The organism is Allocoprococcus similis (assembly GCF_054660775.1).
In genome coordinates this window covers 184,788-198,915 of record NZ_BAAHSG010000007.1, presented here as the reverse complement: position 1 = coordinate 198,915, position 14,128 = coordinate 184,788, and the positions used below count along the sequence as shown (strand labels likewise).

The following is a 14,128-nucleotide window of genomic DNA, read 5'->3' as shown; positions in this document are numbered from 1 at the left end:
TATAGCATAGTTAGAAAGAACAGGAAAGTTTTTTCTCCCCGGCAAGTCTTAAAATCCAATAGGGATTGTAGCTGGTTTCTTCGCCATCCGGATACAGATAAATCCCCAGATGCAGATGCGTGGCAAACATCCCTTTCGTCCCCTCCGGACCATATCCGGTATTTCCCATAAATCCAATGATATCCCCTGCCTTCACCTCGTCCCCTTCCTGATAACTTCCATATGAGTCCAGATGTGCATAATAGAAATATGCACCGGACGGTGCGGTAATCCCGATCCGGTATCCTCCCTTTTCCAGCCAGCCTTTTGCCGATACTACCCCATCCGTCATACTCACAACCGGATAGAGCCCGGGGATATCTTTCGATGCCATCAGATCACAGCCTTCATGTCCCCTTTTTCCTCCGTAGGTGCGCTCTCCCATCCAGCTGTCCACAAAAGATACCTGATACTGTGGATGTTTCGGTGATTCCGGAACAGGAAAATAGCGGATATCATTCCAAAGAGCTGTACAGATCTTTTCAAAAGTTTTCCACTCTTCTTTTTCCGACCATTTTTCAAACAACTCTTTTTCGTTATCCTGTGAAAACAGGCTATTTTCCAGAAAATAAATGGCATAAAGTCTTCCTCTTTTTTCATGATATGTCTTCGCAAGAACCTGGAAAAACGCCTCCTCCATCCCAAGCTTTCTGAATTCTTCTGTACTTCCTGTTTTCAGGTTCAATCGGCTTTTTTTAGCTTTCTCGTTAAGCTGTATGCTTGCTGCCACACAAAAAATCAGCAATAAAAAAAGGAGCAGAAGCAATCTGCGTTCCAGTCTTTTTTTCAAGATTTCTCCATTTTTCTTTTATTCTATTCGCACTGAATCTCTTCTATGCACATGTGCCCCGGTATATCTGTCTGTGTTTTTTCATAAACTGTTGCAAAAGAATACGGCAGGTATACACGATGAAAACCAAAAAGCTGTCGGTGTTTTTTCTGATCGGACTTTTCCTTCTGATGCTTTTTTCCCCGGAAACCGTTGCCACAGGTGCCGCAAACGGACTGCTGCTCTGGTACCGGCAGGTGCTTCCGGTGCTCTTTCCTTTTCTTCTTATAACCGGTCTTATGATCCGCACAGGTAGCATTTCCCTGATCAATCAGATCCTTTCTCCGATTCTGAAGCCTTTTCTTGGCATTTCCGAAAATGCTTCTTTTTCGGTAGTCTGTGGATTTCTCTGTGGCTTTCCGGTAGGGGCAAAATCCTGCTCTGACCTGACTGATAAGGGAGAAATTTCTTCTGCTGAAGGAGAATATCTTCTCTCTTTCTGTAACAATGTCAGTCCTGCGTTTCTGACCGGGTATGTGGCAGTAAAAAGTCTCAAGCAGCCTGAAATGACGCAGATCTGTCTGCTTTTTCCTATCCTTTCCGCACTGTGCTGTTCCTTTTTGTTCCGCAGATGGTATCTGCCGCAGAAACCTTTTGCGACTGCAGGAGAACAGGCTGATTCCAGGCAATCTCTTCCTTTTTCCAGGGCTCTTGACGAAAGTATTCTGTCAGCATGTGATTCCATCACGAAAATCGGCGGATATATGATCGTTTTCTCAGTGCTCCTTTCTTTTATGGCAAAACTTTCCTTTCAAAATTTCTTCTGGAAGTTGTTGCTTCTTCCCGGAGTGGAACTGACCGGAGGAATCCGCATGCTCTGTCAACTGGACCTTACTTCTGAACTGCGGTTTCTTCTCGTCATGGCGCACTGTTCTTTCGGAGGAGTCTGCGCGCTTTTCCAGACCAAATGCATGATCCGGTCCCAGAACTGGTCTTTTTCTCGCTATATAACAGAAAAGCTGATTACCGCAATGGTAACCAGCCTGTTCGCTTTTTGCTATCTGAAATTGTTCGGATAAAGAACTTATTCCATCTGTCCCTGTTCTGTCTGTCCGGCTTCTCCGCCGAATTCTGCTTCCAGTCCGCGTGATGACTTATCCGGAACTTCCAGTTCTGCACGGTTGTTACGGACAACATCATAACATTCCTGAAGGGATGTTACCAGACTGTCATACTTGCTTGTGTAACTGTTCAGTGTATGGCCGATGATGCTTTCGGCATTGGCAAGAAGGTCATCTGTATACTGCACTGCCCCGATACGGATATCGTTGGCATCATTGGTTGCATTATCCAGGATCTGCTGTGCCTGATCTGTTGCTGCCATAACGATCTCGTTTGCCTGTGCGTATGCCTGCTGCATGATCTCATGCTCGCTTACCAGTTCGCTTGTCTGTGCATGTGCTTCTTCAATCATGCTCTCTGCTTTCTGCTGTGCATCTGCAAGGATTGCATCCTTGTTCGCGATGATCTTCTGATAACGCTTGATCTCATCCGGAGTCTTCATACGAAGTTCACGGAGAAGTTCGTCGATCTGGTCTTTATTCACGATAATCTTTGTAGTTGATAATGGCTGAAACTTACAGCTGTCAATATACTCTTCAATTTCTTCAATAATCTGCTCAATACGGCTGCTCATAATTTTACACTCTCCTTCTTGTCACAGACCTGCTGTGACATCTTTTCTTTTATACTTTTGGCGACAGTCTCCGGCACGAACTGGGAAATATCCCCTCCGAAAGCTGCGACTTCTCTTACGATTGTAGAGCTAAGGTAAGAATACTTGAGATTGGTTGTAAGGAACATGGTTTCTACTTCCGGCTCAAGCTTATGATTCGTCTGTGACATCTGGATCTCATACTCAAAATCTGTGATCGCACGCAGTCCGCGAATCACTAGACGCGCCTTCTGCTGTCTTGCGAATTCCACAAGCAGCCCGTCGAAAGGTACTACTTTCACGTTGCCGAGATCTTTTGTCACTTCCTCTAACATTTTAACACGTTCTTCTACAGAAAACAACGGGGTTTTTGCTTTATTCATCAATACTCCGATTATAAGTTCGTCTACAATTTTGCTGCTCCGGGTAATAATATCCAGATGTCCGAAAGTTACCGGGTCAAAGCTTCCCGGATAAATCGCTCTTATCATGAGTCTACTCCTCCACAGATATAAATACATGCATATTGGTCTTGTATTTCTTTTGTTTGATCATTGAAAAACCAAGTTCCTCCAGATAAGAAAAATCAGTTGCCAAAGATGCTTCCACGATGATCAGTGCATCCTTTTCCAGCAAGTCTGATTTTGCAAGATAAGTAAGCACCTCTTTTTCCAGCATATGGTTGTACGGTGGATCCATAAACACATAATCGAATTTTTCTCTTCCATCCAGTCTGCGAAGTGCCGAAAACACATCCTCCCGGATTACTTCCGCCTGGTCTGCAAGCTGTGTCTTTTTCAGATTCTCCATAATGCACTGGATCGCATCCGGATTGTTTTCCACAAAAACCGCCTTTTTTACACCTCGGCTGATCGCCTCAATCCCGATTGCCCCGCTTCCTGAAAAAAGATCCAGAAATGTACAGTCGCAAAGTCCATGTGCGATCATATTGAATAAGGTTTCTTTGGTTCTGTCGGTTGTCGGACGTGTCTCCATTCCTTTTACCGTCACAAGTGGTATTCTTCTGGCTTTCCCTGCTATGACTCTCATCTTATCGTTCTCCTGATCTATGATGTCAGAAACTACTCCATCATTCCAAAACATAGGGTGTTTTGTCTTTTAACCCTGACAACATATTATACTTATTTGTGATTATTTTGTCAATTTTCCCGCTTGTATTTTACCAGATACATTTTTTTTATCTGTCTTTTTTCAGATACAAAGCTCTACTTTTCCGACTCCATCTGTACCTGATGGACAGTGATCTGCTGATATGGAATATCAATATGATTTTCATCCAGTGTCAACTTGATGTTTTCCAGCATCCGCCATCTTGTCGGCCAATACTCTTCACTTTTTACCCAGGCACGGACACCTATCACAACCGAACTGCTCCCAAGCTCATGGACAAAAACATTATGTTCCATAGTCTGGATGACGGACGGATCATTTTTTACAAGTTCCTGCAACAGTTTCTTGGCAAGGCGCAGATCCGCTTCATATGCAATATCCACCTTCAGATCCAGCTGGCGGTAATCTTTGTCCGTCACATTGGTAAGGCTTGTGTTGGCAAGTGTTCCATTCGGCACAACGATCGTCTTGTTGTCAATGGTGGCAAGCTTGGTGTAGAAGATCTGGATCTCTTTGACCGTTCCTTCATTGCCATGGCTGTCTTCTATAATATAATCCCCGACAACAAAAGGCTTCAAAAATAAGATCAGCATCCCACCGGCAAGGTTGGAAAGACTTCCCTGCAGAGCAAGACCAACCGCCACACCTGCTGATGCAACCGCTGCTGCAATCGATGCAGATTCTACACCGAGCGAATTGATAATTGCCAGAAACAGCAGTATATGAAGTCCGTATTTCAACAGAGAATCCACAAACTGTCTCGCACCGGTATCCGAATTGGCGCGTTCCATGGATGCCCTCGTAATCTTGCGGATCCAGTTGATCATCTTATGGCAGATGATGAATACGAGCAGTGCCATCAGGATCCGGATTCCAAACGAAATCAGGTCAGGACCTTTTTCCTGAATGAATTTATTAAATCCGGTGATTGTATCCACCGTGTCCTGTACGGTCGCCTCTACCTCATTTCCTGCGGCTTTCTGTGTCAAAAGCATGTTTTATCCCTCCTTCAGTGCAATGAATGCTGCAAGATTTCCCCTCTTTCCTTTGGATGCACGATGGGAAAATAAAAGTTTCGGGTTACAACAGGTACACACATTAGTAACTGCCAGGTGTTCCGGTCTGATCCCTGCATCTGTGAGAACCAGTTCATTTGCCTTCCAGAGATCCAGCTGGAACTTTCCATTCTCCTTGGCATAGAACAGACGGTCATATTCAGACTCTCTGAAATTTGCACGGAACATGTCGATCACATCTTCACTGACTTCATAGCAGTCCTGACAGATGGACGGTCCCACACAGGCAATGATATTCTTTGGATCACAGCCGAATTCTTTCTGCATCTTTTCAACCGTCACCTGTCCCATCCGGTTCACGGTGCCTCGCCAGCCGGAATGGCTGGATGCTACCACCTTTTTCACCGGATCCAGAAACAGAAGCGGTACACAGTCCGCGTAAAATGTCACCAGACAGATCCCCGGTACATTTGTGATCAATCCGTCTACATCTGTGTAATCCTTTTCTCTTGTAACACCTTTGCCGGCATCTTCTCTTGTCACGATCCGTACGTTCGTCGTATGGGTCTGATGCGTGCAGACCATATGTTCCGGCTTCACGCCGATTGCAGCTGCCATTCTTCTGTAGTTCTCGTCCACATGCGTGGGATCATCCCCTCTGGTATAGCTCAGGTTCATGCTTCCCAGGAAACCTTCACTCACTCCTCCAAGCCTGGTCGAAATTCCATGTTCTACAAGTCCTTCCTTTTCAAGGATCGGATACTTGAGAAATGGTACGCCGGCACTTATGCATTCGTCAAAGATATGCTCCTCATTTTTATATTTTAATCCTATTTTCATCTGTACTCTCCCGTATTGTGATATCTGCAGACAGCCATCTGGCTTTTTCCCTGGTATAATAAATCATACAATTCCAAAGTCTCCGCAGTACTCAAATGCATTTTTCCGCAAAGAAATTTTATTTCCCGCGATTCCTACTACATCGAAACGGCATGGTATCTCTGTGCAGCCGTTCTTCATCAGATAATAAACGGCCGCTCCGGACAGGCGCATCTGTTTGGACACAGATACCGCCTCCAGAGCAGCCGAAAGCCCTCCTGTTTTGCGAAATTTCACCTCACAAAAGACCAGATATTCTCCGTCTTTTGCAACAATGTCAATCTCCGCATAACGGCAGCGGAAATTATACTCCAGTATCTGATATCCTTGCTTTTCCAGAAATTCACCTGCTATTTTTTCATATTTTGTACCGGTCCTTCGCCGGTTTTTTTCATTCTCCAATTGCCTTTTGGATCTGATCTTCTACCTGTTCTGACGGATTTTTATACGAAGTGTCCGATAAAACTTCTTCTGTGGATCGGTGTCGGTCCAAGCGTCTGAAGCGCTTTGATATGTTCTGCTGATCCATAACCTTTGTTAGATGCAAATCCATATCCCGGAAGTAGCTTATCATACTCTTCCATCAGACGGTCTCTTGTTACCTTTGCCACAATACTTGCTGCAGCGATGGACACGCTTTTTGCATCTCCCTTGATGATCGGAACCTGTGGAATCACAACCTCCGGAATGGTAACTGCATCATTTAAAAGCAGATCCGGCGAGACTTTCAAATTGCCAATCGCCTGACGCATGGCTTCGTAGGTTGCCTGCAAAATATTGATCTCGTCAATCCTTGCAGGGGAAGCCATCCCGAGACCTACTGCAACTGCTTTGTCCATGATCTCATCATAAAGCTCATCTCTTTTTGCTGCGGAAAGCTTCTTGGAATCATTTATATAAAGGATCTCGCACTCTTTTGGCAGGATCACAGCCCCTGCAACTACCGGACCTGCAAGTGGTCCCCTTCCCACCTCGTCAATTCCACAGATAAACGCATGGTCAGCATATTTTTCTTCGTACTGACGCATTTTCGCAAGGCGATCTTTTTCGGCAAGCAGCTTTTCCTTCTGCTTTCTGTACTTTTCCAGAAGCTTTTGCACACCGGCTCTGTCATCCGGCGCATAGACCTTCATCAGCTGCTCCCTTTCGGCATCCTCTGCCGCTTTTAAACGGCTGTCGATCTCTTTGATACTTTCTTTACTCATGCTTTATCACTCCGATTTTGTTGAACGGATAAATTCTTACCCAGGCACGCCCGATCAGCATATCACGGGTAAGTACACCCACACTTGCCACACGGCTGTCCGAGCTGTGATTCCGGTTATCTCCCAGGACAAAATATTCATCATCTCCCAGTTTGATCGGCTCTGCTGCAATTCCCGGATCTTCCATCACCTCTGCACCATAATGTTCATCCAGCTTTTTGCCATTAATATACACATACCCATCGATCACCTGCACAGTATCACCGGGCAGTCCGATGATACGTTTGATATAATAGGTATTCTCTGCATGCTGGTAAGGGAATACAATAATATCATATCTTTCCGGCTCGCGGAAACGGTAGCTGAGCTTATCCACGATCAGGTTGTCTCCGTCTGAAAGTGTCGGTTCCATTGAATGACCGTCTACTTTAGTGCGCTGTCCGACAAAGGTGACGATCACCCATGTCAGCAGAACAATGACCAGAAGATACAGAAGTGTTCCTCCCAGTGATCTCCATATGCTCTGCTCCTGCTCCGGAGCTTCTTCCTTGTTGTCTTCCTTATTCATTTGTATACTCCTTTACAAATTCAAGTGTGATCCTTCCGAGTCTTCCATTTCGGAAATCATCCAGCAGCATACCAGCTGCTTTTGCGGTATCTAATTCATTTCCGCGTACCAGACAATGGCGGCTCTCAGCAATTGCTTCCAATACACTGTAGCTGTTCTGCTTTTCGTTGATCGTATATTTCTCAGCAAGAACACCCGGATAAGCATCCTGCATATAGCTGATCAGCTCCGCCGCAAGCTCTTCCAGATTCATGATCTCATCCTTGATCGACCCGATAAATGCAAGGCGCAGTCCCACTTGCTGATCCTCAAACTTCGGCCAGAGAATTCCCGGTGTATCGAGAAGCTCTACGTTCTTGTTTAGACGGATCCATTGCTTTCCTTTGGTCACACCCGGTTTGTTACCGGTCTTTGCACAGGCTTTTCCGGCAAGTGCATTGATAAAAGTAGACTTTCCGACGTTCGGGATTCCGACTACCATCGCACGGACCGGACGGTTCAGAATCCCTCTCTTACGGTCACGCTCTGTCTTTTCTTTACACGCTTCCTGGATCACTCCCTGAATAGACTTGATCCCGCCGCCTTTACGGGAATTAACCTTAACTGCCGAATATCCTTTTCCACGGAAATAGCCGATCCACTCTTCTGTCTGTTTCTCATCTGCAAGATCTGCCTTATTGAGCAGGATCAGTCTTGCTTTATTCTTTCCAAGTTCATCGATGTCCGGATTCCGGCTGCTCATCGGAACTCTTGCATCAACCAGTTCGATCACAAGATCGATCAGTTTGATATTCTCCTGCATCATCCTTTTGGCCTTTGTCATATGCCCCGGATACCATTGAAAATTCATCCAGTTTCCTCCTTCTATTTACCAAGCAGTCCGAAACGGTCTTTCGGGGAAAGGATAAACCATACTTTCCCTTCAATCTCGGAACGCTTTACATTTCCAATATCAGCCATCCGGCTGTCTTCACTGCTCTCCCGGTTGTCACCAAGGACAAAATACTCATCTCCACCGAGAACGATCTTCTCACTGGCAATACCTGCATCTGCAATTGCAGTAGTCTCATACTTTTCAACCAGCTTTCTGTTGTTGACATAAATCTCTCCATCCCTGATCTCAACGCTTTCGCCCGGAAGTCCGATAATCCTTTTAATATAGGAATGAAGATTCTCATTCCCTTTTGGTTTGAACACGATAATATCTCCGCGCTTCGGTGTACTGGCATCATATACGATCCGGTTTACTAAAACCACATCCCCATTCCGAATCACCGGGTTCATGGACTCTCCGATATTACTGATCTGATGCCCGAAATACCACACAAACACAAATGCACACAGGCAGACGAGCACAATTTGGAATACCCATCCAAATACTTCGGGAATCCATTTCAAATTGATATGTTTTCTATGCTTTCTGTCAAATCTGAGTTCTTTTCTTTTTCTACGTCTCATCTGTTATCATATCCTATATTAGCAAAAGGGACAAGTACCTGTCGTATTTGTCCCTCTTTAAGCATTTACTATTTTACTAATTCTTTAACTTTTGCTCTCTTACCTACACGATCTCTTAAGTAGTTAAGTTTTGCACGTCTTACTTTACCTTTACGAACAACTTCTACTTTTTCAACGTTTGGTGAGTGAAGCGGCCATGTCTTCTCTACGCCGATTCCGTTAGAGCTTTTTCTTACTGTAAATGTTTCTCTTGCTCCGCCGCCCTGTCTCTTTAATACAGTACCTTCAAATACCTGAATTCTCTCACGGTTTCCTTCTTTGATCTTACCGTAAACTTTTACAGTATCTCCAACGTGGAATTCCGGAGCATTTTCTTTTAACTGAGCTGCTTCAATGTTCTTAATAATTTCGTTCATGTGTGAACCTCCTTCATATTTTGACGTTCTTAATACGCTTTTTCTATCGTATCAGAGGACCATCTCTGTTTTCATCACAACGTGCTATATATTAACACATTATTCTTCATTTTTCAAGTCTTTTTCTCGATTTTCTATAATCTCTTCTGCAAGTTCTCTTTCTTTCATGGTAAGCTCTGCGCCTTCCAGAAGATCCGGACGCCATTTTGCAGTACGGATCACTGACTGCTCTCTGCGCCATTTCTCTACATTGGCATGATGGCCGGATAAAAGGATCGGCGGAACCTGCCTGTCGTGCCAGATCTCCGGTCTGGAATACTGCGGATATTCCAGGAGATTGTCCTGAAAACTCTCAAATTCGGCAGATACATCATTATGCAGAACCCCCGGGATCAGGCGGGATACCGCATCCACGATCATCATTGCCGGAAGTTCACCGCCTGTCAATACATAATCGCCGGCTGACACATAATCCGTTACGATCTCCTCCAGCACACGTTCATCGATTCCTTCGTAATGTCCGCACAAAAGCACCAGTTCATCTTCTTTCGCAAAATTTTCTGCCATCTTCTGGTTAAACGGCTTCCCCTGAGGGGAAAGATAAATCACACGCGGTCTCTTTCCTTCCGGGAGGGCTGCTTTTTCCCGAATGGCAAGATAAGTCTGGTAAACCGGCTCTGCCTGCATCAACATTCCTGCGCCACCGCCATACGGATAATCATCCACACTGCTATGCTTGTTAAATGCGTAGTCCCTGATATTCCAGGCTTCAATCTCAAGAATTTCATTCTTCACAGCTCTTCCTATAATACTGGTTTCCAGACCGTTCATCACCATCTCCGGAAAGAGCGTCATGATATCAAATCTCATATTGTTCTCCTACTATTCTGTCACTTAAATCAGTCCGTCCATCAGATGAACAGTCATTTTTCTATTCTCGGTATCTACATCCAGAATACAGTCATGGATTGCCGGAAGAAGTACCTCACCGTGCGCCTCTGTCAATACCACATAGACATCATTCGCACCGGTTTCCATAATATCTTCCAGGACACCGAATTTTTCACCGTCCTCAGTATAGACATCCATACCGATAATATCTGCCATGTAGTACTCATCCTCTTCCAGTTCCACGGCATCCTCACGAGATACAAGAAGTGGCATCTTTCTGTATTTTTCAATATCATTTATGTTATCGATCCCTTTGAACTTCAGAATCACATACTGTTTAAAAAATTTTACACCTTCAATTTCAAGGGGAATCTGTTCTTTTCCTGTATCAAGAACCACATCTTTCAGATCACGGAAACGGTTTGGATCATCGGTTGTCGGAAATACTTTAACTTCGCCTTTAATTCCGTGGGTAGATGTGATCACACCAACTTGCAGGTAATCATTTTGTTGCATACTTTGTCCTTTCTTAGCATAAGATAAACTTTACACCGAAAAAGTCTGTTTTTAGTCTTTTGAAGCGACTTTTTCTCCATCCCCCAGATACAGTGAATCTGTCATTGGCAGCTTCTCTTGCATACTAAGGCATGATAAAAAACGCAGATAAAAATAAATTTACCTGCGTTTTATTTTTATGCTATTGCATAATTTCAACCACGACTTTTTTGTCTTCTTTGGCCGCGGCTGCCTTTACAACGGAACGGATTGCTTTCGCAATTCGGCCTTGCTTACCGATCACCTTTCCCATATCATTATCTGCGACATGTACTTCGATCACGGTAGTCTTGCCTTCCTGTTTTTCCGTAACCACGACGCCTTCAGGATTGTCCACAAGTGCTTTCGTAATTACTTCTACTAAATTTTTCATCACTCGCACCTCCGCGAAGCAACCTATTTTTCAATACCTGCTGCCTTAAAGATTTTTCCAACTACTTCTGTAGGCTGAGCACCGTTGTTTAACCATTTCTTAGCTGCTTCTTCATCTACTTTGAATACGCTAGGATCCTGAGTTGGATCGTATGTTCCGATTTCTTCGATGAATTTTCCGTCTCTTGGTGATCTAGAATCAGAAACAACGATTCTATAGAAAGGAGCTTTCTTCTGTCCCATTCTTCTTAATCTGATTTTTACTGCCATTTTACTTTCCTCCATAAAACAATTTGTATTTATAATAGTTTATCTATATATCACGCATGATCTGCGGAATATATCTTCTTTAGAAAGGCATCCTGAACTTGCCTTTTTTTCCTTTCCCGCCCATCATTCCCGGGAAGGACTTCATCATCTTGCGCATCTGCTCGAACTGCTTCATCATCTTGTTGACCTCTGAAATGTCAACCCCGGCTCCTGCTGCGATTCTTCGCTTTCTCTGCGGAGTGATGATGTCCGGATTCTGACGTTCCTTGATCGTCATGGAATAGATGATTGCTTCGACTCTTGCCATCTTCTGTTCCGCATCATCTGCATCGATATCCGGCATCTTGCCTTTGCCAAGACCACCCATACCGCCAAGTCCGGGGAGCATATTCATAATACTTCCAAGACCGCCCATCTTGCGCATCTGTTTCATACTTTCCAGATAGTCCTCAAAATCAAACTGCGACTTTTTGAGCTTTTCTGTCATCTTACGTGCCTGTTCTTCGTCGATCTCTTCGCCGGCTTTCTCGATCAGGCTGAGTACATCCCCCATACCGAGGATTCTGGAAGCCATACGGTCCGGATAAAACTGCTCCAGATCTGATAACTTCTCGCCCATACCTACATAAAGGATCGGGCATCCGGTGACTGCCTTGATTGAAAGTGCCGCACCACCTCTGGTATCGCCGTCAAGCTTTGTGACGATTACTCCATCTATACCAATCTTCTCATTAAAGTTCTCTGCAACATTCACGGCGTCCTGACCGGTCATTGCATCGACAACGAGAATACTCTGATGAACCTCGACCGTGTTCTTGATCTCCTGCAGTTCTTCCATCATTTCTTCATCAATATGGAGACGTCCTGCAGTATCCAGAATAATCACATTGTTGCCATTTTTTCCAGCATGCTCCAGTGCTGCTTTAGCGATATTCGCCGGCTTCTGGTTATCTCCCATGGAGAACACTTCCACACCCTGCTTCTCTCCGTTGATCTGCAACTGTTTAATAGCTGCAGGTCTGTAGACATCACATGCTACCAGAAGAGGCTTCTTACCTTTCAGTTTGAACTTTCCTGCAAGCTTTGCTGTGGTTGTTGTCTTACCTGCTCCCTGAAGACCCATCATCATAATGACCGTCTTCTGGCTTCCCGGATGGAATTTAATCTCCGTTGTCTCAGAGCCCATCAGATTCACCAGTTCGTCATTCACGATCTTGATCACCATCTGTCCCGGATTCAGTCCGCTCATCACATCCTGTCCGACTGCACGCTCCTGCACACTTTTTACAAAATTTTTGACAACTTTGAAGTTAACATCTGCCTCCAGAAGAGCCATCTTAACTTCACGCAGAGCCGCTTTTACATCATCTTCTGTAAGTCGCCCCTTGCTTCTTAAATTCTTGAATACGTTCTGAAGTTTTTCTGTCAAACTGTCAAATGCCATGTTATAACTCCTCTATGATCTCTCCCGAAAGCTTTTTCACTTTCTTTATCAGTTCTTTTTCGTCCTGCTCTTCATAATTCTCAAGGAGCAGATCGATCTCATGGACTTTTTCTTTCACAGACATAAACTTCTCCACCAGATGCAGCTTCGCTTCATAATCCTCCAGACTCTTGTTGCAGCGCCGGATCATATCATGAACACCCTGTCTGCTGATCCCCGCATCTCTTGCGATCTCGCTGAGCGAATAATCTTCAAGTACTGCCTGTTCATAAATCTCTTTCTGATGTTTTGTCAGAAGCTCACCATAAAAATCATATAATAATGTCTGCTTTAAAATCTCGTCCATCACTTATCACCTGTGCTATCATATAACAGATTTTCATTGGTGTCAAGTATTTTTTCTTGACATTCGAGAAGTTTTTCTACATGCAGGTTCCCATGTCCCTGTCTCTGGTCATAATACCTTCCCTTTTCACAGGAATTCCACAGTCTGTATTTAAGTTCCAGATTACACATATCCGGGTATTTCTGCAAAACCAGAGCCGCTGCCCCAGACACCGCCGGAGTTGCCATAGAAGTCCCGCTTTTCGGAATATAGGCGTAAGGACTCCTCACCGGATACAGGTAATTGCAGGAATAAATCCGGTTTCCCGGCACGGTAAGATCCGGTTTTTTGATACAATCTCCGGTCGGCCCGCAGCCGGAATACTTCTTTCCCATTTCTTCATCCGCCCCAACTGTGATCACCTTCCGACTGTTTCCCGGGATCGTGATGCTCCCTTCCTTCGGTCCTTTGTTTCCTGCCGCCGTCACAACCACCAGGCCGGCATCCCAGAGCCGTTCTACCCAGAACAGGAGCAATTCATCTTCCGGATCTTTCTTATGAGGAAGAGTTCCAATCGAAATATTGACGATCCGGATCTTCATTTCCTTTTGTTTTAACAGCACGTACCGGATCCCGTTTATCACATCCCGGATTTTTCCACCACCCCTCTGATTCAGCACCTTGACTGCAAAGATCTGCGCCTCCGGTGCCATTCCGCTGTACAGGCCTCTTCCGCTTTTTCCATTTCCGGCAAGAATCCCTGCCACATGGGTTCCGTGTCCGTTGTCATCATATATGGTTTTCTTTCCCTGTACACAGTCCTTCCATCCCACGATGCGACCGGCAAGATCCGGGTGCTGTGTAATCCCTGTATCCAGAACGGCACAAACGACACCCTTTCCGGTGATTTTGTTTTGCATTGTATCCGAACACCAATAGTGGATTTTCCGTTTTAAATCTTTCATATTTAAAAATATCCTTTTTCTATTAGAATATTCTTTCTGAAACCAGATGCCAATTTCTTCGGAACTTTTTTGAAACACTGACATGCCTCCTTACATATGATGAAGTGTAAA

General features: G+C 44.7%; 20 protein-coding genes. 1 reads left to right on the top strand and 19 read right to left on the bottom strand.

The genetic code is table 11. The annotated features are described in order from the left end of the window. Window positions 1-10: 10 nt before the first annotated feature. Window positions 11-829, bottom strand: a complete 819-nt coding sequence (locus ACYQ5K_RS04775) for a M23 family metallopeptidase (protein ID WP_179963112.1) — start codon at window positions 827-829, stop codon at window positions 11-13. Window positions 830-948: 119 nt separating this feature from the next. Here ACYQ5K_RS04775 and ACYQ5K_RS04770 point away from each other — a divergent pair, with 119 nt between their 5' ends. After that, the gene (locus tag ACYQ5K_RS04770) at window positions 949-1,887 is read left to right on the top strand and encodes a nucleoside recognition domain-containing protein (RefSeq protein ID WP_173688172.1); all 939 of its coding nucleotides are present in this window, start codon (window positions 949-951) and stop codon (window positions 1,885-1,887) included. Between the two features lie 5 nt (window positions 1,888-1,892). Here ACYQ5K_RS04770 and ACYQ5K_RS04765 read toward each other — a convergent pair whose 3' ends face one another. The 18 genes from ACYQ5K_RS04765 to ACYQ5K_RS04680 all read right to left on the bottom strand — a co-directional run bounded on the left by ACYQ5K_RS04765 (window position 1,893) and on the right by ACYQ5K_RS04680 (window position 14,017). Next, entirely contained in the window at window positions 1,893-2,504 is a 612-nt protein-coding gene (locus ACYQ5K_RS04765) for an ATP synthase subunit B family protein (protein ID WP_173688171.1), read from the bottom strand. Further along, window positions 2,501-3,013, bottom strand: coding sequence for a pantetheine-phosphate adenylyltransferase (gene coaD / locus ACYQ5K_RS04760; protein ID WP_173688170.1), 513 nt, complete (start codon window positions 3,011-3,013; stop codon window positions 2,501-2,503). The genes ACYQ5K_RS04765 and coaD overlap by 4 nt, the downstream gene beginning before the upstream one ends. Window positions 3,014-3,017: 4 nt before the next feature. Next, the gene (rsmD, locus tag ACYQ5K_RS04755; protein WP_173688169.1) at window positions 3,018-3,626 is read right to left on the bottom strand and encodes a 16S rRNA (guanine(966)-N(2))-methyltransferase RsmD; all 609 of its coding nucleotides are present in this window, start codon (window positions 3,624-3,626) and stop codon (window positions 3,018-3,020) included. 122 nt (window positions 3,627-3,748) lie between these two features. After that, window positions 3,749-4,648, bottom strand: coding sequence for a mechanosensitive ion channel family protein (locus ACYQ5K_RS04750; RefSeq protein WP_173688168.1), 900 nt, complete (start codon window positions 4,646-4,648; stop codon window positions 3,749-3,751). 3 nt (window positions 4,649-4,651) lie between these two features. After that, window positions 4,652-5,509 carry a peptidoglycan editing factor PgeF gene (gene pgeF / locus ACYQ5K_RS04745; RefSeq protein ID WP_173688167.1) on the bottom strand — a complete coding sequence of 286 codons (858 nt, stop codon included), beginning with the start codon at window positions 5,507-5,509 and terminating at the stop codon, window positions 4,652-4,654. Window positions 5,510-5,572: 63 nt separating this feature from the next. Further along, complete coding sequence (locus tag ACYQ5K_RS04740; protein WP_173688166.1) at window positions 5,573-5,950, bottom strand: YraN family protein; 378 nt, start codon at window positions 5,948-5,950, stop codon at window positions 5,573-5,575. Between the two features lie 41 nt (window positions 5,951-5,991). Next, entirely contained in the window at window positions 5,992-6,753 is a 762-nt protein-coding gene (locus ACYQ5K_RS04735; RefSeq protein ID WP_173688165.1) for a ribonuclease HII, read from the bottom strand. After that, the gene (lepB, locus tag ACYQ5K_RS04730; protein WP_173688164.1) at window positions 6,746-7,321 is read right to left on the bottom strand and encodes a signal peptidase I; all 576 of its coding nucleotides are present in this window, start codon (window positions 7,319-7,321) and stop codon (window positions 6,746-6,748) included. Before lepB (ACYQ5K_RS04730) ends, ACYQ5K_RS04735 begins: the two co-directional genes overlap by 8 nt. Beyond that, complete coding sequence (gene ylqF, locus ACYQ5K_RS04725) at window positions 7,314-8,171, bottom strand: ribosome biogenesis GTPase YlqF (protein ID WP_173688163.1); 858 nt, start codon at window positions 8,169-8,171, stop codon at window positions 7,314-7,316. The genes lepB (ACYQ5K_RS04730) and ylqF overlap by 8 nt, the downstream gene beginning before the upstream one ends. 14 nt (window positions 8,172-8,185) lie before the next feature. Further along, window positions 8,186-8,779, bottom strand: coding sequence for a signal peptidase I (gene lepB, locus ACYQ5K_RS04720; protein WP_173688162.1), 594 nt, complete (start codon window positions 8,777-8,779; stop codon window positions 8,186-8,188). Window positions 8,780-8,847: 68 nt separating this feature from the next. Beyond that, window positions 8,848-9,195 carry a 50S ribosomal protein L19 gene (rplS, locus tag ACYQ5K_RS04715; protein WP_008370594.1) on the bottom strand — a complete coding sequence of 116 codons (348 nt, stop codon included), beginning with the start codon at window positions 9,193-9,195 and terminating at the stop codon, window positions 8,848-8,850. Between the two features lie 99 nt (window positions 9,196-9,294). After that, complete coding sequence (trmD, locus tag ACYQ5K_RS04710) at window positions 9,295-10,065, bottom strand: tRNA (guanosine(37)-N1)-methyltransferase TrmD (RefSeq protein ID WP_195230379.1); 771 nt, start codon at window positions 10,063-10,065, stop codon at window positions 9,295-9,297. Window positions 10,066-10,089: 24 nt separating this feature from the next. Continuing rightward, entirely contained in the window at window positions 10,090-10,602 is a 513-nt protein-coding gene (rimM, locus tag ACYQ5K_RS04705) for a ribosome maturation factor RimM (protein WP_459777303.1), read from the bottom strand. 181 nt (window positions 10,603-10,783) lie between these two features. Then, on the bottom strand, window positions 10,784-11,014 hold the full coding sequence (locus tag ACYQ5K_RS04700; protein ID WP_008370600.1) for a KH domain-containing protein: 231 nt from the start codon (window positions 11,012-11,014) through the stop codon (window positions 10,784-10,786). A 23-nt stretch (window positions 11,015-11,037) separates the two neighbouring features. After that, on the bottom strand, window positions 11,038-11,283 hold the full coding sequence (gene rpsP / locus ACYQ5K_RS04695; protein WP_022220623.1) for a 30S ribosomal protein S16: 246 nt from the start codon (window positions 11,281-11,283) through the stop codon (window positions 11,038-11,040). A gap of 79 nt (window positions 11,284-11,362) precedes the next feature. Continuing rightward, the gene (gene ffh, locus ACYQ5K_RS04690) at window positions 11,363-12,727 is read right to left on the bottom strand and encodes a signal recognition particle protein (protein ID WP_459777302.1); all 1,365 of its coding nucleotides are present in this window, start codon (window positions 12,725-12,727) and stop codon (window positions 11,363-11,365) included. A gap of 1 nt (window position 12,728) precedes the next feature. Next, the gene (gene ylxM, locus ACYQ5K_RS04685; protein ID WP_173688158.1) at window positions 12,729-13,073 is read right to left on the bottom strand and encodes a YlxM family DNA-binding protein; all 345 of its coding nucleotides are present in this window, start codon (window positions 13,071-13,073) and stop codon (window positions 12,729-12,731) included. Further along, a complete protein-coding gene (locus tag ACYQ5K_RS04680; RefSeq protein WP_173688157.1) occupies window positions 13,073-14,017 on the bottom strand; it encodes a S8 family peptidase in 945 nt (314 codons plus the stop codon). Before ACYQ5K_RS04680 ends, ylxM begins: the two co-directional genes overlap by 1 nt. Window positions 14,018-14,128: the final 111 nt, after the last annotated feature.